The sequence below is a fragment of the Polaromonas sp. P1_E12 genome (assembly GCF_056405975.1).
On record NZ_JBFUBB010000003.1, the window covers coordinates 434058 to 454942 of the forward strand.

Here is a 20885-nt window from a genome sequence, read left to right on the forward strand (position 1 = left end):
CCGGCGTCAGTCCTGAAGGTGTCTCTCACCCGAGGTGGCAATAAATCGCTCGTGGCTGCTCATGAAGCCGGGGTTAAAAGGCTCGCCGACGGTAAAAAGCGCCGCATGAAGCACGGTCGGACCGGAGGCGATGGCGAAGGCCTGGCGCGGCTGGGGTTTGTGGCCGGCGCCCAGCGCCAGCTGCAGTTCCAGGTCGATGAGTTTCCTGCCTGCCGCCACGTCCTTCACGGTCGCGGCATCCCAGCCTTGCGATGCCGCCATTTCGGCAAGCTCTGGCAGGTTCCCGGCGGGTTCCAGCTGCAACCAGCTGACGCTGCCTTTACGGTCAAGGGCCAGCACACCGAAGGGTGCACCTATCACCACATGCTCGATCCAGCCTTGCCGCAGTGCCAGGTTTTCCAGCTCCTGCGCGACGGATGGTTCGCACAGCAGCGCATGCTGCGTGCGGGACAGCGTCGCCCGCCAGGTCTGCTGGTGCCGGGGATCGGGCTGTCGCAGCAGCGCCTGCACCGCATCGGTCAGGCGCAGCCGGATCTCCGGAGATTGCTTGGGAATGAATTGTTCGATCAGCCCGCGGTTGAAGGCCGACACGGCAAGTTGCTCGTCGGCCCGGCCTGTCAGCAAAACGCGCGAACCCGACCAGCCGGTCAGCTCGCTCAACACCCTCAGTCCGCTCATGGCCGGCATGGAATAGTCCACCACACAGACCTGCGTGAGCGCAAATCGCGCCGTGCCGTCTTCCCGCCAGTACTGCAGGATTTGCGGGATCAGGGCCGTCCCCTCGCGCCATCGATTGATGATTTCCTGCTGGCGCCAGGCATCCGCTTCCCAGCGCACCGGCTCCTGGAGCAGCAGGTCTATACACGCCACCGGGCGCAGGAACAGGCGTACACACCAGTCCAGCGGCATGACTTCCGCGAGCATTTCGAGATAATCCGGGTCGTCGTCCAGGAAAACCACGCCTCCGGGACGGCGGTAAAGTGCAAAGGACATGTTGTCAGTCTAGCGCGGGTTGTCAAAAGCAAATCATGTGCAAGGTATCAGGCCGTAATCGGCAGCTCGATGGTAAAAGCAGCTCCCACGGCGAACTCTGATTTCACATGAATGGTGCCACCTGCGCTTTGTACCACTTGCTGGCAAAAGGCCAGGCCCAGGCCATGCCCCGTGCCGCGGTTGCTCGAGAAGAACGGCTTGAAAATCTGCGGCAGCAAGGCAGCGTCGATACCCATGCCCTCATCGGCCACCATGATGCGGCCGCGCGCCTGCGTCCTGCCGACTTCAATGCGCAGGGCGCCGTGCGGGTATTTCGAGTCAGCCGCCATCAGGGAATGCAGCGCGTTCTTGATGAGGTTGTCCAGCACCTGGGAAAACTGTGTGGCGGAAGAACGGAAGGTGAAGTCATCGTGAACAAGCACCCGCACGCATTCCCTCTGGCGACTCGACTGGTAGGGATACGCCGCCACGACATCCTGGACCAATTTGCCGGCCGCGACCTGTTGGGTATGCCGTGGCAGCTGCAGCAGCTTGGCATTCGCGATCTGTGTGTCGATCTGGTGGTTCATGTTTCGAACCAGTGCGTGAAGGCGCAGCGCCAGTTTGTCCAGCTGCAGCGCGCGCGGGTTGTCGGGCTGGCGCTGTACCTCCAGCTGGATCGCATCGCCCAGCAGGGCTGCCGTCGACAGCGGCGTGCGCAGCTCGTGCGCCATGATGCCGATGGTAGTGAGCGTGCTGGAAAGCTGTTCCCGCCGCAGGTTGGCCGAGGAAAGGTTCAGCACCAGCGCGATCGACCAGGCAAACGCAAATACCACGGCATGCACGGTGCGCTGGTCTTCCGGCAGGGAGGGAACCGCCGGCCCCACGTACAGGAACATGACCCAGGCCAGCCCCCCACCGGTGATGGTGCCCAGGGTCGCCAGGCGCCAGTCAGTGACATGGTAGTAGATCAGCACCATGGCCGCCAGGGTGGCCAGCCACACGGTATTGCTGCCGTTGCACAGGTACATCCAGCTGAACAGGACCGGCAGTTCGAGCCAGAACACCACGCCAAACACCCGTTGCGCCAGCCTGCTTCCCGGGTCATGGTTGACGCGTTTGGTCATCAGGCTGTAGCCCAGTACGCTGGCCACGACGCGCAGCGGCAGGTTTTCATAGGGCTGCGGCAGCCAGACCGACCAGATCCAGGCGAACAGGGCGTTGCCCGAAAAAAAAGAAAGACCCAGCCACCACAGCCGTCGCGGGGATGGATGCAAAATGGGCTCCAGGGGCGCAAGGATCAGTTCCTCGCGCAGCCACTGAAGCAGGGGACGCCGCGCAAGCCACGCGTGAAAGCGAGCGCTCCTCACGTTAAGAACTTCTCCAGCACAACCGGGAACCTGACTGATGATGCATTTGACATTTGACTGTATTGTCCCGGTTCTCATCTCGTCAAGCTAATGCTGTTACCTGCCAACTTTGACAGCGTCAGCCTGGATGGCGTCATCAGCGACTGGCTGTGCGCCCTTCGCGAGTTCTCGGTCGAAGCGCTCATGGTGCTCGGCCCCGACCCGTTCGGGGGGCAGGAAGACCGGCTGGTGCTGGCCATTCACCCTCCGCGCCTGCTGGATGCCGCCGAGGCCCTGGCAGAGAGCCGGGACTTCGGCGCCCCGTGGCGCGATTCCGACGCACCTCTTGTCGCCTGGCAGGATATTTCCAAAACCGCTTTCGAAAGCCTGGGCCGCTGGCGCCGGCTGTGGCTGGCTCACGGTTACCAAAGCGTGGTGCGCATCGCCTTTCCATTGACGGTGGGGCGGGCCTTTGAATGCTACCTCTTCAGCCCGCGCCAGTGGCATGACCGCAGCGAGGCGGCCTTGCTGGCCTGGTCGGCCCTCAACATCTGGCCGCTGCTCAAGCGCGCGCTGGCCGAAGCGCGCAGTCCGCTGAGCCCGCGCGAACTCGAATGCCTGAGCCTTGCCTTCCAGGGGATGACGGCACGCGAGACCGGCGAGTTGCTGGCCTGCAGCGAACGCACGGTGAACTTTCACCTCTCAAATGCCATGACCAAACTCAAGGTCGACAACAAGCTGGCCGCCATCCAGCGCGCGTGCTGGTTCGGATTGATCTGAGCGTTCTTTGCCGCGTCTACTGGAAAACCTGTAGGCCTGCGCCTGCAGGTGCGCTTCAAACCTGTTCATAATCCGCCAAATGACCTTTCTAGCGCTTGACGTGGGTAACACCCGCCTGAAATGGGCCCAGTACGAAGCCCCTGTGCCCAGGGCCAAGCTGCTGGCGCAGGGTGCGGTGTTTCTGGAAAACATCGACAAGCTGTCCGAAGAAGAGTGGGGCGGCATGCAACCTCCGTCGCGTATCCTCGGCTGCATCGTTGCCGGCGACGCCATCAAGCGGCGTGTGGTCGAGCAAATGGAACTCTGGGACGTGGCGCCGCACTGGGTCGTTTCCAGCCCGCATGAGGCTGGTGTCACCAATGGCTATGACCATCCGGCCAGGTTGGGCGCTGACCGTTGGGTGGCCATGATCGGTGCGCGCCACCGGCTGCTGGCGCGCGGCATCAACAAGCCTTGCGTGGTTGTCATGGTGGGTACCGCCGTGACGGTCGAGGCGATCGACGCTTCCGGAAAATTCCTGGGCGGCTTCATTCTTCCAGGCCACGGCATCATGTTGCGCGCGCTCGAGTCCGGCACGGCCGGTCTGCACGTTCCCACCGGCGAGGTGCGCGACTTTCCCACCAATACCAGCGATGCGCTGACCAGCGGCGGCACTTTCGCCATTGCCGGTGCGATACACCGCATGGTGGAAAACGTCGCCCGCCACTGCGGCGAAACACCCGAATGCATCATGACCGGCGGCGCTGGCTGGAAGATGGCGCCCAGCATGTCGGTGAAGTTTGAGCTGGTGGACAGCCTCATCTTCGACGGACTGTTGGCCATCGCCTCACAGCGTTTTGCAGCCTGACGTCCTTTCCGCGCGGTGGAGTTGCCGCGGGATGTGCTATCAAAAAAGTAGCTGCTTGCGCCCGTCCTTATTGGGCTAAGGCCATAAAAACCTCAAAAAATTAACCGGAACTTCCTGGCAGCTGCGACGCACAGCGAGGGCTCACTCTCCCCAGGGCAGCATCAGCGTCACGATGGACAGCTTGGCGAACTCCGGCACAAACTCGTCGATGATGTGCTGCGGCTCCGGGCACAGGGTGCTGTCGGTGATCACGCCGAACTGCACGCCGCCGCCGTAGCTCAAGATCGACACGCCCAGCCCCACGTCGCCCGACTGCGGTACCCAGAACATGCTTTGCTCCAGTGTCGAGCCGCAGAACTTGAGCTTTTCGCGCGGGCCAGGCACGTTGGTCATCACCGCCGTGGTTTTCTTGGCAAAGAGGTTGAGCATCACGTCCTGCGCCGGCTTGATCAAAAGGCCCGCCACCGCCAGCAGGCTGAAAGCCAGCAACGGCTGGTAGCTGCCCTTGAGCGCAGCCATGCGCCGGCGCACCTCGTAGACGCGCTCGATCGGATTCTCCACCCCGATGGGCAGCACCAGCGGCACCAGGCCGAACCGGTTGCCCAGCTTGTGCGCCTGGTCCAGCGGCCGCAGGTTGACCGGCACCATGGCGCGAATCTCCTGGCCTGCCACGTCGTCACCGAAGGTTTTCAAATATTCGCCCAGGGCGCCGGCCACGCAGCTGAGCAGCACGTCGTTGATCGAGCAGTTGAGTGCCTTGCCCACGGCTTTGACTTCATCCAGCGGAATCGGCTGGCACCAGGCCACTTTTTTTGCGCCGCCTGGCTTGCCTTTGAGCCGGGTCTTGGAGTCGTCGGGCATCAGGGCCAGCGCGGCGCCGTCCTTGAGCACCTGCATCAGGACCTTGGCCATGTCCATGGAGCCGTGCATGCCGTCTTCCATGCCCTTTTTGGGGTCACCCAGCATGCCCAGCGAGCGCGCTGCGCCTTCACCGACGGCGCCCAGTGCCTTGACGGTGATGTCGGTGAAGGGCTTGAGCAGGGTGTCGGCAATCCAGTCTTCCGTGCCGGTAGCCGCCGCAGCCTTCGTGCGCCGCTCAGGCGGCGGCGTGCCGCCATCGACCAGCGACATGGTCACGGAGATCAGCGCAATGCCGTCGGCGATGCAATGATGGATGCGCACGATCATCGCGCTGCCCTTGACGCCATCGGGCCCGGTGTAATCCTCGATCAGGTGGATTTGCCACAGCGGGCGTCTCGGATCCAGGCGCTGGGTGGCAAGCACGGCCACGCGGTCCTGCAGGGCCTGCTCCTGGTTGGCTGATTTGGCCAACTTCTCCTGCACGACATGGTTGGCCAGGTCGAAGTTGCGGTCCATCACCCAGGTGGCGCCGGCGGCGTCTTCCATCACGCGCTGCCTGAAACGGTCGTACTTCAGCAGGCTGTTTTCGATGCGTTCGCAGACGGCAGCGTACTTGACGCCCGGCGCCAGCTGCCAGACGCCCACGATCATCATGAGGTTGGCATCGTTGTCCATGCGCAGCCAGGCCGTGTCGACCTTGCTCATGCGCTCCCCTGAAATGCCCAGGGTTCCCGAGACGGCCCGCTTGACGTTCTTCTGGACGTTTTTTGCCACTTTGCGGCCTGCGGCCTGAGCGGTAACGCGTGTAACCATGAGCACTCCCGAATGCAAAACTGATGCGAACTCACCCCGGATGGGGTAAGTTCCCTATTTTGCAAGGAACGGCCTGGCTAAGATACCGGGCAGTTACCCCAAGCCACCTCATTGGTGACCCACTTCTAAAAACGGAGATTCTTCATGTCAGACCTGAAAGCCGCCTTCGACAAAGCCATGGCCGATTCGAAAAACCTCAGCGAGCGCCCTGACAACGCCACGCTGCTGAAGATTTATGCGCTCTACAAGCAGGGCAGCATCGGCGACAACGCCGAGAAAAAGCCCGGCTTCGGCGACATGGTCGCACGTGCCAAGTGGGACGCCTGGAACAACCTCAAGGGCACCTCGCAGGATGACGCGATGCAGCAGTACATCGATTTGATCGCCGATCTGAGCTAAGACTCTCTTCCACAAAAAAGCGGCACAGCCCTGGCGCAATTTGCACCGGGGCTGTGCCGCTTTTTGCTGGCTGTTAAAGACTTCAGTCGGCTTTAATGTTCGCCAGTTTCACGATCCGGTCCCACATCTTGCGCTCGTTGTCACCCAGGGTAGCCAGCTCGGCGCCGCTCATCACAACCGCTTTCGCTCCTTGCTCTTCGGCGCGCTTCCTGAAGCCTTCCGATTCCACCACCTGCTTGATGGCCAGCGAGAGTCGGCCTTGCAGGTCGGCGGACAGTCCCGTCGGCCCGTAGACCGCGAACCACGACGATGCCACCAGCGGCACACCCGTCTCGATAGCGGTCGGCACATTGGGTTGCGCGGCCAGGCGCGTGCGGCCGGTCACCATCAGCGCCTTGAGCTTGCCTGCGCGGATGTGCGGCAGCAGCGGCGGCGGTGTGGTGATGGTGAAGTCCACCGTGCCGGCCAGCAGGTCGTTAAGCGCCGGGCCCGTACCGCGGTAGGGGATGTGCACCATGAAAGTCTTGGTCAGGTCCTTGAGCAGCTCGGTCGTCACATGCTGCAGCGAGCCGTTGCCGCTGGATGCATAGTTGACCTTGCCTGGGTTGGCCTTGACGTACTTGATGAAGTCCACAAAGTTGTCGGCGGGAAAGTTGCCGCGTACCACCAGCAGCTGCGGCGCGTCAATCAAATGGCCTAGCGGCTTGAGGTTGGTCGCCGGGTCAAAGCCAGGCACCGGCTGGATCAGCGGCGTGATGCATTGGTAGCCCGAGTACTGCACCAGCAGGCTGGTGCCATCGGCCGGGCCTCGCGCGACCATCTGGCCGGCGATGTTGCCGTTGCCGCCGCCGCGGTTGTCCACGACCACCGAGGTTTGCAGAATCCTGCCCAAGGGCTCGGCCAGCATGCGTGCCGCAATGTCGGTGGTGCCACCGGCCGCTGTGGGCACAATGAGTGTGATGGGTTTGCCGGCGAGCTGCGCACGCACCGGGTTGAGCCATGCGGCCGTGCTCAGGCTGGCGACGGTCATGAGGGTTCTGCGGGAAATAAGGGTCATGGTTGTCTCCGGATAGTATTTTTTCGGGGAAGGGTGGCTCAGGCCGGGCAATGTCCGACCAGGTTTTGGCTGAAGGGCGGTGGATCAGTCGATGCGGGCGCCAGAGTCCTTGACGATCTTGTTCCAGCGCGGCAGGTCGCCCTGGATCAACGCAGCAAACTGCGCTGGGCTGGCGGTCATCACGTCGCAGCCTTGTGCCGCGAGCTTGTCCGCCACGTCCTTGCTGGCCAGGGTCTTTTCAAGGGCGGCCTGCAGCTTGACGATGACTTCCCTGGGCGTACCGGCGGGCGCCAACAGCCCATACCATGGTGTCGAGCCGAAGCCTGGCAGGGTTTCGCCAATCGTCGGCGCATTGGGCAAGGAGGCCAGACGCTTTTCGTTCACCACGCCAAGCACCTTGATTTTTCCGGACTGCAGGAAGGGCAGCGCCGACGGCAGGCTCTGCACCGACACCGGAATCTGTCCGCCGGCAACATCGGTGGCTGCGGCAGCCGAAGCCTTGTAGGGAACGTGCAGCATGTCCACGCCGGCCGCCCGCTTGAACATTTCGCCGATCAGGTGGTTCAGCGTGCCGTTGCCGGCCGAGGCATAGCTGATCTGGCCGGGGCTGGCTTTTGCCTGGGCAATCAGCTCGACCACCGAATTGGCGGGAAAGGCCGAGTTGGCAACCAGCACATAGCCGGCGTTGGCCACCAGGCCGACCGGCTCGAAATCCTTCACGGGGTCGAAACCGGTGCTTTTGTAGATGGCGGGATTGATGACGTGCGCGCTGTTGGTCGTCAGCAGCAGGGTGTAGCCGTCGGGCCTGGCTTTGGCCACCTGGGCGGTACCGACATTACCGCCCGCGCCGGGCCGGTTATCAACCAGAAAGGTCTGGCCCATGATTTCGCCGAGCTTTTGGGACACGATGCGCGCAATGGCATCGTTGGCGCCGCCCGCCGCCTGCGGAACGATGACGGTGACCGGGCGGCCGGGATAGGCCTGCTGCGCCGCGGCAGGCAGTATTGCCAGACCGGTCATCGCCCCTGCCAGGATGGCGAGATGGTGGAAGAAATTACGTTGTCTCATGTCGTTGTCTCCGGTTGTAGTTTTGGGATGCTGTTTCAGGCGGGTTCGGAAATCTCTATCAAATTCAGGTCGGGGTCGCGCACATAGACCGAGCGGATCTTTTGTGTGGCGCCGGTACGCAGCACGGGGCCTTCAATGATTGGACAGCGCTCCCGCTCGAGATGGGTGATCACGTCAGCAAGCGGGACACCGGCCAGAAAGCACAGGTCCAGAGCGCCGGGCACCGGCAGGTGGGCTCTGGGTTCAAACTCGCGCCCTTTGACATGCAGGTTGATCTTCTGCTTGCCGAACTTGAAGGCCTTGCGCTCTACAGGTGGTGTGCCGCCGGTGAAGGTTTCCAGCGTCATGCCCAGCACGCGGGTGTAGAAGTCCACGCAGGGGGCTTCGTCCGAGGTGGTCAGCACCAGGTGATCCAGTTGCCGAATCATGCCGAGGCGGCCCTTAGCTCGGCCACATAAGGCGGTGGCTCATGCAAATCGGTAATCCGGCCGGCCTTGGCCACCTGCCCAGGCACGTCATGGCCGACGATGCCGGGCATTTGCCGCGCCACCGCAAGCAGCTTTTCAAGGTCCATACCGGTGTCGTAACCCATCGCATGCAGCATGTGTACCGCGTCTTCGCTGCTGATGTTGCCGCTGGCACCGGGCGCGTAGGGGCAGCCGCCCAGGCCACCCAGCGAGCCGTCAAACCGCGTAATGCCGCCCTGCACGGCCGCCAGCACGTTGGCCAGGCCCATGCCGCGCGTGTTGTGAAAGTGCAAGGTCAGCTGCAGGCCTTCAAAGCGTTGTTGTAGCGCCTCCACCATGCGGCCGACTTGAGCCGGGTGGGCCATGCCGGTGGTGTCGCAGATCGTGAGGCCGCGCACGCGGTCTGCGCCGAAGGCGGCGAAGCGATCGCTCCAGCGCAGCACTTCGTCCTCGACCACTTCGCCTTCCATCGGGCAGCCGAAGCAGCACGACAGCGAAATGTTGATGGGCGTGCGGCCGTCAACATGGCGAATGACATCAGAGAGCGCGGCAAAGCTTTTCTCGCGGGGCATGCGCAGGTTGGCCAGGTTGTGGGTTTCCGATACCGACATCACCAGGTTGAGTTCGTCGGCCCGCGACTCCAGCGCTCGCTCCGCCCCGCGCAGGTTGGGCACCAGCACGGTGTACTCCACGCCGGGCACACGGCGTATGCGGCCCATCACCTCTTCGGCATCGCGCAGCATGGGGATGGCCTTGGGCGAGGTAAACGATGTCACTTCGATCTTGGCGTAGCCGCATACGCTGAGGGCATCGACCAGCGCGACCTTGTCATCGGTTGGGATGAAGTTCGGCTCGATCTGGAAGCCGTCACGCGTGGCGACCTCGTTGAAATGGATCTTGACCCCCACGCTTTTCACTTCGTGTAATACGCTGCCCCCCGAGGGGGCTATGCTTGCTTGGGGCGGCCCGGCGCGGCGCACTTCACGTTTCAGGGTGTTCACGATTTGACATCCTTTCCAGCCACGATGCCTTTGTCCTTGAGCGCCTGAATCTGTTCGATTGAAAGCCCGATCTCGCGCAGCACCGCATCGGTGTCTTGCCCCACCTGCGGCGCATTTCGGCGGTGCCCGCCCGGCGTGCGCGAAAGCTTGGGCACGATGCCGGGAACGGCCAGCAGGCTTCCGTCGTCCATCTTTACTTCATCGAGCATGCCGCGCGCCTGGTAGTGCGGGTCAGCAACGATATCGGCCACGGTGTAGATGCGGCCGGCGGGCACCGAGACCTTGTCGAGCGCCGCCAGCACCTCGTCTACTGTGAGATTCAACGTCCATTGGCCGATGGCCGCATCGATCTCGGCCACGCGCGCCACGCGGCCCGCGTTATCGGCCAGCGCCGGGTCGTTGCCGAGATCGCTGCGGCCTATGGTGGTCATCAGCCGTTTAAAGATGCTGTCGCCGTTGCCGGCCACCAGCGCATAGCCGCCGTCCTTGCACAGATAAGCGTTGCTGGGTGCAATGCCGGGCAGGGCGCTGCCGGCCGCGCCGCGCACCGCGCCAAAGGCGCTGTATTCAGGCAGCAGGCTTTCCATGCAGTTGAACACCGCTTCATAAAGCGCCACGTCAATCACCTGGCCTTTGCCGGAGCGCTGGCGTTCCTGCATCGCCAGCAGGATGCCGATCACGCCGTGCAGCGCGGCCAGCGTGTCACCAATGCTCACGCCGACGCGCACCGGCACACGGCCCGGCTCGGCCGTCAGGTGGCGCAGGCCGCTCATGGCCTCGGCCACCACGCCGAAGCCCGGCTTGTCGCGGTAAGGGCCGGTCTGGCCGTAGCCGCTGATGCGAAGCATGATGAGTCGTGGGTTCAGCGCCAGCAATTCGTCGGGTCCCAGGCCCCAGCCTTCCATGGCGCCCGGGCGGAAGTTCTCGATCAGCACGTCGGCGTCAAGCGCGAGCTGGCGCACGATGGCCTGCGCTTCAGGACTCTTCAAATCCAGCGCCACCGAGCGCTTGTTGCGCGACTGCACCTGCCACCACACGGAAGTGCCGTCTTTCAGCAGGCGCCATTTGCGCAGCGGGTCGCCCGTGCCCGGCGTTTCGACCTTGATGATGTCGGCGCCGAAGTCCGCCAGCGTCTTGGCGGCAAAAGGCCCGGCAATCAGCTGGCCGAGTTCCAGCACTTTGAGCCCGGTGAGCGGGCCCTGGCCGGGAGCGTGGGTAGAAGCCGCGAGGGATTTTTCAGGGGAGGGCATGGGCGGCAGTGTGCCGCCGCGGTCCGGCTCCGTCTATTTCCGTTTTAGGGCTTTAGGTTTCGCGTTTTGCGAAAGCGGGGTAAGAAAATCCACCAGCGATGCAATCCCCGCATCTGACTGGCCCGCCATGGTGGCCGTCAGCAGGCGGCGCTGGGCCCAGGCGTCGGCCAGCGGCCGCCAGCTGAGCTTCATGCTTTTGACCATGGGTAGCGTCGCGGCCTTGGGCAGGATGGCGACGCCCAGGCCGGAGGACACCATGTGGCAGACGGCGTCAAAGCTGCGCACCTGCATGCGCAGCTTCAGCGGTCGGTTGGCGGCCAGCGCGGCTTGCTGCTGCTTTTGCAGCATGGCGGCGCCGGCGGTCAGGCTGATCCATTCTTCGTCGAGCGCATCGACAAAGGCCAGCGGCGTTTTGCCTGCCAGCGTGTGGCCGGCCGGCAGGATCAGCACCAGCTCGTCTTCGCGAAAGAGACGCGTGTCCAGCCCTGTGGTGTCGGGCCCTTCCACAAATACCGCCACATCGGCCCGGCCTTCGCGCAGAGTGGCCGCCACGGCTTCCGACACCTGCTCTTCCAGGTCGATATGCACCTGCGGATGCAGCTCGCCATAGCGCGCCAGCAAGGGCGGCAAAAACTGGCTGATGGCGGCGCTACTCGCGCACAGGCGGATGTGGCGCGCGATGCCGCGCCGCAGGTCGGCCAGTTCGCCGCCCAACTGTTCCATGGTCTGCAGCAGCGTGAGCCCGTGTTTGACGAAGACGCGGCCCGCCGCCGTGGGGAGTAGCCCGCGTGGATGGCGTTCGAACAGCGCGTCGCCCAGGGCGTCTTCAAGCTCCCGGATGCGCCGGCTGGCGGCAGCCAGCGCCAGGTGCGAATCGCGTGCAGCGGCCGTCAGGCTGCCTGTCTGGGCGCAGGCCACCGCCAGGCGCACCGACACCAGGTCAAACCGGGCGAGGTTGTAGCTCACGGGGAAATGAGCCTGAAAACTCAGGCCGCTTTCTTTTTGGCGGTGGCTTTTTTGGCTGCAGGCTTTTTCGCGATCAGGGTGTCCAGGTTTTTCACGATTTCGTCCTCGATCCTGTCCTTGAAGGCGCCGAGCAGGAAACCCAGCTTGGCCTGGAGATCGAAGCGGTCCTTGGTGACGGTCAGCGTGCCGCTGACACCAGAGCGGGTAAAGCTGACCAGGTCTTCGTCCTTGCCCTCTTCGTAGGTGCATTCCATGTCGAATTTTTCTTCGGCCTGCTCGGCCCATTTGAAGGCGATCTTGCGCGCCTCCGCAAGGCCCAGGGTGTGTTCGCGCTGGATCTGGATGTCAGCCATTGGTGGTCTCCGTGTTGTTGATTTGAAGCGCCTTGTGCCGTTCGTCTTTGGCAGCCGGGCCAGCCGTTTGACTGCATCATAAAACGCTTACCGGTGCCGACGTTTCGTTCAGGCAGTATTTCAAAGCGGGCTACGCTTTCGGCCCTGTTCAAGACACTGCGTTGTGATGTGATACTGAGCACTGTTGACGCACCCCCATCTACCCGTGCGTTGTCAGACAAATTTGCAACAGCCCCCTCTTTTGAAGAATCCAAATTCCATTCATTTTTGCAAAAGCGCCGATGGAACGGCCATCGCTTTCACTGCAACTGGCTGCGGGCCGCCAGTCGTGTGGGTCACCCTGCAGTACACCGACAACGACCTGACATCGCCTGGACCCGCGAGCAGGCACTGGATGGACGCGCTGGCCGCCCGCCACACCGTGATCAGGCTCGATATGCGGGGCTGTGGGCTTTCGGAGCGAAAACCTGAGCGCATGTCCCTGGATGCCTGGGTGGAAGACATTGAGGCGGTCGTCAATGCAGCGGGTCTGACGCGCTTTGCCATGGTGGCGGTGTGTACGGGGGCGTATGCGGCAATCGAGTATGCCGCCCGCCATCCTGCCCGGTTGACGCGCCTGGTTATCTATGGAGGGGCCGTTCGCGGGCGTTTGCGGCGTGAACTGACTCCCGCGCAACGGGACGATGCCATGGCGGCGTTGCAGGTGTATGAATCCGGACTGGATGGGCGAAGCGAGTTTGCGGTGTCTTTCCGGCGCATATTCACGGCACAATTTCTCCCGGACGCCTCGGCCGGGCAACTTGAGGCCCATGATCGAATCGTCAGCCAGCGCATGAACGGCGCCATCGCTGCGCAGAGCGTCCGGGCGTTCTATGACCTTGACCTCACCGAAAGTGCGAAGCGGATTGACACTGCATGCCTGGTTCTACACGCCCGCCGAGACATTTTGTATCCGATAGACGAAGGGCAAAGACTGGCCACACTCATTCCTGCCGCACGCTTCGTTCCGATTGACTCGCACAACAACATCCCTTTGGTGGAGGAGCCGGCATGGCCCGGGGTGCGCGATACCGTGCTTGAATTTCTCGCCGGCAACGAGGGCGCTGTGGCACCTGCTTTCCGGCTGACAGTGCGCCAAGCCGAGGTGCTGAGGCAGGTAGCGCAAGGACAGACCGACAAACAGATCGCACGCACACTATCCCTGAGTCCTCGTACGGTTGAAATGCATGTGAGCGCTGCCTTGAAAGCCCTGGGTAGCAAGACGCGGGCTGAAGCTGCGCACCGGGCCGCGCAATACGGGATTTTCTAGCCCGGTCGTGGTCAGAGAGTCGGCTTGGCTACGGTATTGCCTACCGGGCCGAGATCTCTGGATACCGTAGTTCACACACTGTGCAGAGCCTTGCAGGGGCTGGATACTGCTCTTTCGAGAATCACGTTGCTGGCGTCACATCGACGATGTATGCCTGACCGATTGGGGCATCCCGTGCGGGCACTTTGCCGCAGCTCTGGAACGACATGACAACCAAAAAAAAGGATCCATGAAGGATGAAAAGCTACCCGCTGCACAGCAGTGAAAAAGAGCGCGACAGGTTGAAAATGCAGGGGCTGGCGATACTGCCGCTTACCGAGAACCTGTTGACAGGGGCCGGCGTACAGCCTGGGTCCCAGGTCCTGGAACTGGGCTGTGGAAGCGGTGATATGACCTTGTTGCTGGCAAGCCGTGTGGGGCCCGGCGGCGAAGTGACGGCGGTGGACCGGGACCCGGCCCAGCTTGATGCCGCTGCGTTGCGCATCGCTGATTCGGGTTTTCAGAATGTGAAGTTTGTTTTGGCTGATCTGGACGATTTTGAGCCACCCCGGATGTTTGACGCTGTGGTTGGGCGGTACTTCCTGCTGTACATCGCAAGTCCCGAGGCTGCTGTTGCACGCGTGGCCAATTGGGTCCGGCCGGGAGGAGCGATGGCGTTTCTGGAAATGGATTTTTTCCGCGGCGTACACAGCAGCATCTGGCCGCCTGCATCGCCAGAAACACATGAGGCGATTGTGTTCATAGGCGATGTCATGCTGGACGCAGGCATCAATCCGTACATGGCAGCAAGGCTCCCAAGTATTTTGACGCGCTACGGCAGTGTGCAGGTGCAGACATCAGCACCTCTTCAGTATGGTGCACGTTCAATCGAACTGCCTCTGGAGGCGGTCAGGTCGGTCACACCCATGGCTCGAAAGCTCGGGCGTGCTGATGCGGATCATCACGATGTCGACGCGTTGCTGGCCCGGGAATTGGCGGGCCGCGACGAGCACACTGTGACCGTGCCGCCCATGTCTGTTGCTGCCTGGGTTCAACTGGCATGAGGCACGCAGCATCTCCTGTGTGCATTGGCCATCTTGCCGACCACCCGCAGCATCTCGCGGCGCTGGCCGTGTGGCACCAGGCGCAATTCGGCTATCTCAATACATCGGTTACGGTTGAGCAGCGCACGCAGAGGCTGAAGGCATCCGCGCAGAAGGGCGCGTTGCCGATGACCTTTGTGGCGGTCTGCGAAGGCCGGCTTCTGGGGTCGGCAAGCCTGCTGCCGCAAACGATTACCCATTCCCACTTATCGCCTTGGTTGTCCAGCGTTTATGTCGCGTCCGAGCACAGGAACAAGGGGATTGGGTCGGCGCTGGTCCGGCATGTGGTTCGGGAGGCCGCCGGCATGGGCAAAGACAAGGTCTACCTGTTTACGCCGAACAGCGAAGCCTTGTATGCCCGGCTCGGCTGGAAAGTCGTCGAACATACGGAACATCAGGGACACCGCCTCACGATCATGTGCGTGTAAGCCTATAGATACGCCCCTCGCCGCATGTGCTGGGACGCTGCCCAGGCTGAACTACTCTTTGGGCTGTCCGGCCTTGCGTTGGTGACTGTGTGCCTGCGCAAGGTTCACCATGTTGTGTTCAAGTGCCTTGCGCCGTTCGTCCTTGGGTAGCCGGGACAGCTTTTTGACCGCATCATAAAACCGTTGCCAGTCGCGGCCCTCGCGTTCGAACAGCGCTTCAAAGCCCGGTACCAGTTCGTCGTACGCGGCCTGTGCGCCAAACGAGGCATTGTTGGCGTTCGCCACCCACTGGTCGTAGCCGGCAAAGCCGCCCCATGATGCCTTGAGTTCAGCATAGGCGTCGCGAAAGCGCTGGTGCGCTATCATTTTGCTAGCTATTTGCGCAGGTTCTGATTGGGCTGCGGCATCTTTTTGATCATAAATTGCGGCAAATTCGCGGCGCGTGGCCAGTGCCAGCGCGCGGAACTGCCGGCGCCGGCCGTCAAATACGGCGTAGGCCTTGCGTGCGTCGTCACCGGCTTGCGTGGCCAGCCAGCGCTCGCTGCCCAGGCGCTCGACGGCAGTGGCAAACGATTCATTGAACATCATGTCACCCGGCGCATACACCACCTGATGGGACAGTTCATGAAAGATCAGCCGGGCGAGTTCCCCCTCAGGGTAGCCGATGAAGGTGTTGAGCAAGGGGTCGCCGCCGGCCCAGTTCATCCAGCCCAGTGTGGAATACGCGGGCACGCCGTAAACGCTGGCTTCCAGGCCTTCGGCCTTGAGCCGCGCCGCTTCGGCGCGCGCGTCGGCCTCGTTGAAGTAGCCGCGGTAGCCGACACAACCTGTGACCGGGAAGCACCAGGTTTTGAGCGTGAGTGAAAACGCCGGCGCCGCCACCACGTTCCAGACCACGGCGCTGCGGCGCAGGTCGGCATAGCGGCGGTAGCTGGCGTTGTCCGGCAGTTTCAGCTCGGTCACCGCAAAGCTGCGGATGCGCTGCGACAGTTCCAGCCGGCTTTTTAATGAGGCCGATGTTTGCGCTTCGCCGAGCCAGTCGTCCACCGGCCGGGCGGCGTTGAGCATCTGCATGTGGCCGCTGACGGACTGCCAGTAGTAACCCAGGTCAGCACACCCCGTGAGGCATAACGCGGCTGCGGCCAGCGCAGCAGCCAGGCCGGTCAGTGTCTTGGCGCGCGTTCGGCTCACCGTGCCTCAGGCTGTTTCAGCGTCGCGCTGCACCTGCACCAGGCAATCGTAAAAGACGGGGCCGCGGCCCATGTCGGTCAGGTGCTGGCTGGTGAGCTGGTTCACGTTGGTGCCGTCCAGGCCCAGCTTGCGCCACCAGATGCCCAGGCCGTTGACCACGCCGGGGCGTGCCCGCGTGGAGACTTCAGCCTTGACCCGGTACTCGCCGCGCTGGTTGAACACCTTGACGACCGCGCCCGTGGTGATGCCGCGTGCAGCGGCATCGTCCGCATGAATCTCCAGCACCGGTTCGGTTTCCATATCGCGCAGGCTTTTCACGTTGACGAAGGTGGAGTTGAGGAAGTTGCGCGCGGGCGGTGAGATCATGGCCAGCGGGAACTGGTCGGATGTGTTGGCTGCTTCGTAATTGGGCACGTGGCCGGGCAGGCCGTCGGCGCCGGTGGCCGCGAGGCGCGCACTGAAGAACTCGCAGCGCCCGGAGGCGGTGGGGAAGTTGCCGGTGGCAAACGGCGCATCGGGCAGCGCCAGCGTGGCAAAGCCCGTGTCCAGCAATTGCCCAAAGTCCACCTTGTCGCCAAACGTGGCGCGGCACAGCTGCTCATCGTTGTCGGCAAAGCAGGGGTCGGTAAAGCCCATGTGGGCGGCCAGCTCGCGAAAGATCTGCGTATTGGGTTTGGCCTGGCCCATGGGCGCGATAGCGGGGCGATTCAGCAGCACGTCGGTGTGGCCATAGGAGGCATGCATATCCCAATGCTCCAGCTGTGTGGTGGCCGGCAGGATGTAGTCGGCGTAGTCGGCCGTGTCGGTCTGGAAGTGCTCAAGCACGACAGTGAAGAGGTCTTCACGCGCGAAGCCCCGAACCACTTTTCCGGATTCCGGCGCCACTGCCACCGGGTTGCTGTTGTAGACGATCAGCGCCTCGATCTTCGGGCCAAATTGAGGCGATGCAGCTTCGAGCAAGGCGTTGCCGATGGTGCTCATGTTGATGGTGCGCGGCTGGCGGCCCTGCAGCAGGTCGGGCCGCTGCAGGGCGGCTTTGTCGACGGGAAAGAGCCCCGAGCTGCTGAGCAGCACGCCACCGGCGCGATGCCGCCACGCGCCCGTCAGCGCGGGCAGGCAGGCAATGGCACGCGCCGCATTGCCGCCGCCGTGAACGCGCTGCATGCCGTAGTTCAGGCGGATCGCTGCGGGCTGTTTTTTGACAAAGCATTCGCCATAATCGCGCGCCAGCGAGCGGATCTGTTCCGCCGGCACGCCGCAGACCGCGGCCGCCCGTTCAGGCGGCCACTGCAGCGCGCGTTCGCGCAACCCGCCATCCGGGCTTTGCCAGCCCAGTGTGTGCTGCGCGATGTAGTCGTGGTCGAGCCAGTCGTGGGTGATCAGCTCGTGCATCAGGGCCAGCGCCAGCGCGGCGTCGGTACCCGGCAGCAGCGAGATGTGCTCATGGCATTTCTCGGCGGTTTCGCTTTTTCGCGGATCGATGCAGACAAGTTTTGCGCCGTCGCGCTTGGCTTGTTGTGCGTAACGCCAGAAGTGCAGGTTGCTGCCGATGGAGTTGCTGCCCCAGATGATGATGAGCTTCGATTCGGCAAAAAACTCCACCCGCATGCCGACCTTGCCGCCCAGTGTTTGCGTCAGGGCCTCGCCGCCGGCTGATGAGCAGATGGTGCGGTCCAGGAATGACGCACCGAGCTGGTTGAAAAACCGGCCCGCCATGCTTTCGCCCTGCACCTGGCCCATGGTGCCGGCATAGCTGTAAGGAACGATCGCTTCGGGATTGCGTGCGGCGATGGGCTTGAGGCGGGCCGCAATGTCGGCCAGCGCCGCTTCCCAGCTCACCGGCTCGAACTGTCCGCTGCCTTTCGGGCCGCTGCGCTTGAGCGGGCTCAGCAGGCGCTCCGGATGGTAGGTGCGTTCGGTGTAACGCGACACCTTGTTGCACAGCACGCCGCCGGTATGCGGATGGTCCGGGTTGCCCTGCACGCGGATGGCCACGCCGTCCTCCACTGTGGTCAGCAGCGAGCAGGTGTCGGGGCAGTCGTGCGGGCAGGCACCCAGCACCTGTACGGCCGCAGGCTTCAGCCCGGTGTCAGGTTTGACCTCGGTCCTAGGGGAGATGCTGATGGTATTGCTCATGGTTCAACTTTATATTGACAGCCATACCGGCCCCCGGGGATGAGGAGACAACATGACAACAAAAACAGGAATGCAGTCATTCCGCGCGCTGGTCAGGATCACCATGGTAGCGGCACTGGTCGCCCTGATGGCGCCGTGGGTGTATGCCGAGGACGGCATCAGCAAAACCGCTGTAACGCTGGGGCAGTCACTGGCCATGACGGGGCCCGGCAGCACACTGGCTGTGCCGTTTGCCCAGGGCGCGCGCCTTTACTTCGACCACGTCAATGCCGGCGGTGGCGTCAACGGCCGCAAGATCGAACTGACGACGCTGGACGATGCGGGCAACCCCGATACCGCCGCGGCCAACACCCGCAAGCTGCTGGACCAGAAGGTGTTTTCGCTCTTCGGCTACTACGGCTCGCCGCAGGTCACGGCCGTCAACCCGCTGCTGAAAGACACCGACATTTTGCTGTTCGCCCCCATGGCCGGCGCCGACGAACTGCGCGGCTCGCTCTATCCCAACGTGTATTCGGTCCGGCCCGGTTATTCGGAAGAAGCTGCCATGATCACGCGGCACGCCGAAACCCTGGGCATGCGCAAGCTGGCCATACTGCACGGCAAGGATGCCGAATCGCTGGCGGCACTGGATTCAGCCGAGCGCACCATGGGCGGGCTGGGCGCCAACCTGGTGGCCAAGTCGGCCCTCTCGGGCGGCAGTGTGGCCGCGAGCGTTGAACAGATTCTGGGCAAGAAGCCTGAATCCGTACTGGTCATCAGCGACGCTGCCGGCGCCGCCAGCGCGATACGCGATTTGCGCGCCAAGGGATTTCGCGGGCCCATCTACGGCTTTTCCAGCACTGGCGAAAGCCTGTTGGCCGAGCAGCTGGGTGCGGCCGGTGCCGGTGTGGTGGTGGTGCGCGTCACACCCAAGTCGGACAACGCCAAGAGCGTCCTGGTCCGTGAACTGCAGGCCGACGCTACAGCGGCCAAACTGGGCAAACCCAATGTGTACATGCTCGAAGGCTACATCGCTGCCTGGACGTATGTCGAAGCCCTGCGCAAGGCCGGAAAGGACCCGACCCGCGTCAAACTGCGCAAGGCACTGGACACCATGCAGGAGTTGAACCTGGGCGGTTTTCGGGTGCACTTTGACGGGGACCGCGTGGGCTCCAAACTGGTGGAACTCAGCCTGATCGATGCCACCGGACGGGTGCGGGAATAGGAAGAGTGAGATAGCGGAAATTGGCGAGTGTTGTGGGTTGGATGATGCAAAAGGTGACAAATTACCGGCTGTTGCGTTGCTGGCTTCCGCTAAAGTAGTGACCTATCTCACGTATTTGTAACTTAGTTTTTACAAATCAAACCGTTTGTAAATTTTTGTTGCGAAGATAGCGTCATGAACATTACTCGCAGAACCTTTTCCACCGCTGCCGGCGCTTCCGTGCTCGCGGGTTTCAACATCGCGCATGCCCAGACCGACAAGATCATCCTGGGCCAGTCAGCGCCTTTCACCGGCCCGGCTGCGCAGTTGGGCATCCAGTTCTACCAGGGCGCGAAGGTGTACTTCGACCAGGTCAACGAACAGGGCGGCGTCAACAAGCGCCTGATTGAAATCCGCAACCTCGACGACGGCTATGAACCTGCTCGCTGCGCCGAAAACACCCGCAAGCTGATCGAGGATGAGGTGTTTGCATTGTTTGGCTACATCGGCACCCCCACCAGCATCGCTGCTCTGCCGCTGGCCATCAAGGACAAGGTTCCGTTCATCGCGCCGTTCACCGGTGCCATGGCTTTGCGTGAACCTTTCAACAAAAATGTCTTCCATGTGCGCGCGTCCTACAACGACGAAACCGGCCTTATCGTCAAACAGCTGACTGCCCTGGGGCTGAAGAAAATCGCCGTGTTCTACCAGAACGATGCCTACGGCAAGGCCGGGCTGGACGGCGTCACGCTGGCTCTGGGTGCTCAGAACCTGAAGCCGGTGGCGCAGGCGACGGTCGAGCGCAACACGGTGGACGTGGCCAAGGCCGTCACCACGCTGGTGGCCGCGGGCCCCGATGCGGTGGTGCAGATCGGTGCTTACAAGGCCTGCGCAGCTTTCATCCGCGAAGCCCGCAAGGCCGGCTACGGCGGCACGTTCTACAACGTGTCGTTTGTCGGCACGCAGGCGCTGGCCGACGAGCTGGGCAAGGAAGGCGCAGGCGTGGTGGTGTCGCAGGTCATGCCTTCGCCCTACAACGGAGCGCGGCCGATTGTGCGCGAGTTTACCGATGCGGTGAAGGCGGCCGGCAAGGACGCGAAGGTCAATTTCTCCAGCATGGAAGGCTATGTGGCTGCCAGGATTCTGGTGGACGGCCTCAAGCGCGGCGGCCCCAAGATGAGCCGTGATTCGCTGATTTCCGGCCTGGAAGCCATCGGCACCCAGTCGCTCGGCGGGTTTTCCGTGACGTTCTCGCCGACCGACCATGTGGCGTCCCACTTCGTGGAGCTGTCGATGCTGACGGGCGACGGCCGAATACGGACGTAACCCCCGAAGCGGCCTGCGGCCGCCTCCCCCTAAGGGGGCGCCACCTG

At 62.9% G+C, this 20885-nt stretch carries 20 protein-coding genes; 8 read left to right on the forward strand and 12 right to left on the reverse strand.

Translation table 11 applies throughout. From position 1 onward, the window contains the following. Positions 1–6: 6 nt before the first annotated feature. Positions 7–993, reverse strand: a complete 987-nt coding sequence (locus AC1D13_RS11895; protein WP_457281272.1) for a response regulator — start codon at positions 991–993, stop codon at positions 7–9. A gap of 47 nt (positions 994–1040) precedes the next feature. After that, entirely contained in the window at positions 1041–2249 is a 1209-nt protein-coding gene (locus AC1D13_RS11900) for a sensor histidine kinase (protein ID WP_457281271.1), read from the reverse strand. Positions 2250–2432: 183 nt separating this feature from the next. Between AC1D13_RS11900 and AC1D13_RS11905 the strand changes: the two genes are divergently transcribed. Both AC1D13_RS11905 and AC1D13_RS11910 read left to right on the forward strand, forming a co-directional pair. After that, positions 2433–3101: a helix-turn-helix transcriptional regulator gene (locus tag AC1D13_RS11905; RefSeq protein ID WP_477666524.1), complete on the forward strand. Its 669-nt coding sequence runs from the start codon at positions 2433–2435 to the stop codon at positions 3099–3101. 79 nt (positions 3102–3180) lie between these two features. Beyond that, a complete protein-coding gene (locus AC1D13_RS11910) occupies positions 3181–3948 on the forward strand; it encodes a type III pantothenate kinase (protein ID WP_457281269.1) in 768 nt (255 codons plus the stop codon). Between the two features lie 141 nt (positions 3949–4089). Here AC1D13_RS11910 and AC1D13_RS11915 read toward each other — a convergent pair whose 3' ends face one another. After that, on the reverse strand, positions 4090–5622 hold the full coding sequence (locus tag AC1D13_RS11915; protein ID WP_477666525.1) for a wax ester/triacylglycerol synthase family O-acyltransferase: 1533 nt from the start codon (positions 5620–5622) through the stop codon (positions 4090–4092). Positions 5623–5766: 144 nt separating this feature from the next. Between AC1D13_RS11915 and AC1D13_RS11920 the strand changes: the two genes are divergently transcribed. Beyond that, positions 5767–6021 (forward strand): acyl-CoA-binding protein, encoded by a 255-nt coding sequence (locus tag AC1D13_RS11920; RefSeq protein ID WP_457281267.1) that lies wholly within the window; start codon positions 5767–5769, stop codon positions 6019–6021. A gap of 82 nt (positions 6022–6103) precedes the next feature. Here AC1D13_RS11920 and AC1D13_RS11925 read toward each other — a convergent pair whose 3' ends face one another. The 7 genes from AC1D13_RS11925 to AC1D13_RS11955 form a co-directional block, all read right to left on the reverse strand. After that, the gene (locus AC1D13_RS11925) at positions 6104–7078 is read right to left on the reverse strand and encodes a Bug family tripartite tricarboxylate transporter substrate binding protein (protein WP_457281266.1); all 975 of its coding nucleotides are present in this window, start codon (positions 7076–7078) and stop codon (positions 6104–6106) included. An 84-nt stretch (positions 7079–7162) separates the two neighbouring features. Continuing rightward, the gene (locus AC1D13_RS11930; RefSeq protein WP_457281265.1) at positions 7163–8146 is read right to left on the reverse strand and encodes a Bug family tripartite tricarboxylate transporter substrate binding protein; all 984 of its coding nucleotides are present in this window, start codon (positions 8144–8146) and stop codon (positions 7163–7165) included. A 35-nt stretch (positions 8147–8181) separates the two neighbouring features. Then, entirely contained in the window at positions 8182–8574 is a 393-nt protein-coding gene (locus tag AC1D13_RS11935; RefSeq protein WP_457281264.1) for a VOC family protein, read from the reverse strand. After that, complete coding sequence (locus tag AC1D13_RS11940) at positions 8571–9521, reverse strand: hydroxymethylglutaryl-CoA lyase (RefSeq protein WP_457281650.1); 951 nt, start codon at positions 9519–9521, stop codon at positions 8571–8573. Before AC1D13_RS11940 ends, AC1D13_RS11935 begins: the two co-directional genes overlap by 4 nt. 89 nt (positions 9522–9610) lie before the next feature. Then, on the reverse strand, positions 9611–10864 hold the full coding sequence (locus tag AC1D13_RS11945; protein ID WP_457281263.1) for a CaiB/BaiF CoA transferase family protein: 1254 nt from the start codon (positions 10862–10864) through the stop codon (positions 9611–9613). A gap of 33 nt (positions 10865–10897) precedes the next feature. Further along, positions 10898–11830 (reverse strand): LysR family transcriptional regulator, encoded by a 933-nt coding sequence (locus AC1D13_RS11950; protein ID WP_477689580.1) that lies wholly within the window; start codon positions 11828–11830, stop codon positions 10898–10900. 20 nt (positions 11831–11850) lie between these two features. Further along, entirely contained in the window at positions 11851–12183 is a 333-nt protein-coding gene (locus AC1D13_RS11955; protein ID WP_457281261.1) for a polyhydroxyalkanoic acid system family protein, read from the reverse strand. 394 nt (positions 12184–12577) lie between these two features. Here AC1D13_RS11955 and AC1D13_RS11960 point away from each other — a divergent pair, with 394 nt between their 5' ends. From AC1D13_RS11960 to AC1D13_RS11970, 3 genes are all read left to right on the forward strand, one after another. Further along, positions 12578–13492 carry an alpha/beta fold hydrolase gene (locus AC1D13_RS11960; RefSeq protein WP_477689581.1) on the forward strand — a complete coding sequence of 305 codons (915 nt, stop codon included), beginning with the start codon at positions 12578–12580 and terminating at the stop codon, positions 13490–13492. A gap of 236 nt (positions 13493–13728) precedes the next feature. After that, positions 13729–14535 carry a class I SAM-dependent methyltransferase gene (locus tag AC1D13_RS11965; protein ID WP_457281260.1) on the forward strand — a complete coding sequence of 269 codons (807 nt, stop codon included), beginning with the start codon at positions 13729–13731 and terminating at the stop codon, positions 14533–14535. Further along, complete coding sequence (locus AC1D13_RS11970; RefSeq protein WP_457281259.1) at positions 14532–15002, forward strand: GNAT family N-acetyltransferase; 471 nt, start codon at positions 14532–14534, stop codon at positions 15000–15002. The genes AC1D13_RS11965 and AC1D13_RS11970 overlap by 4 nt, the downstream gene beginning before the upstream one ends. Before the next feature lie 51 nt (positions 15003–15053). Here AC1D13_RS11970 and AC1D13_RS11975 read toward each other — a convergent pair whose 3' ends face one another. After that, on the reverse strand, positions 15054–16193 hold the full coding sequence (locus tag AC1D13_RS11975) for an aminopeptidase (protein ID WP_477689582.1): 1140 nt from the start codon (positions 16191–16193) through the stop codon (positions 15054–15056). Positions 16194–16199: 6 nt separating this feature from the next. Further along, a complete protein-coding gene (locus AC1D13_RS11980) occupies positions 16200–18329 on the reverse strand; it encodes a molybdopterin-containing oxidoreductase family protein (RefSeq protein ID WP_457281257.1) in 2130 nt (709 codons plus the stop codon). A gap of 52 nt (positions 18330–18381) precedes the next feature. On the opposite strand from AC1D13_RS11980, the gene AC1D13_RS11985 reads away from it, so the two are divergent. Beyond that, complete coding sequence (locus AC1D13_RS11985) at positions 18382–19533, forward strand: ABC transporter substrate-binding protein (RefSeq protein WP_457281256.1); 1152 nt, start codon at positions 18382–18384, stop codon at positions 19531–19533. A 174-nt stretch (positions 19534–19707) separates the two neighbouring features. Continuing rightward, positions 19708–20838, forward strand: a complete 1131-nt coding sequence (locus AC1D13_RS11990) for an ABC transporter substrate-binding protein (RefSeq protein WP_457281255.1) — start codon at positions 19708–19710, stop codon at positions 20836–20838. The last annotated feature ends 47 nt before the right edge of the window (positions 20839–20885 follow it).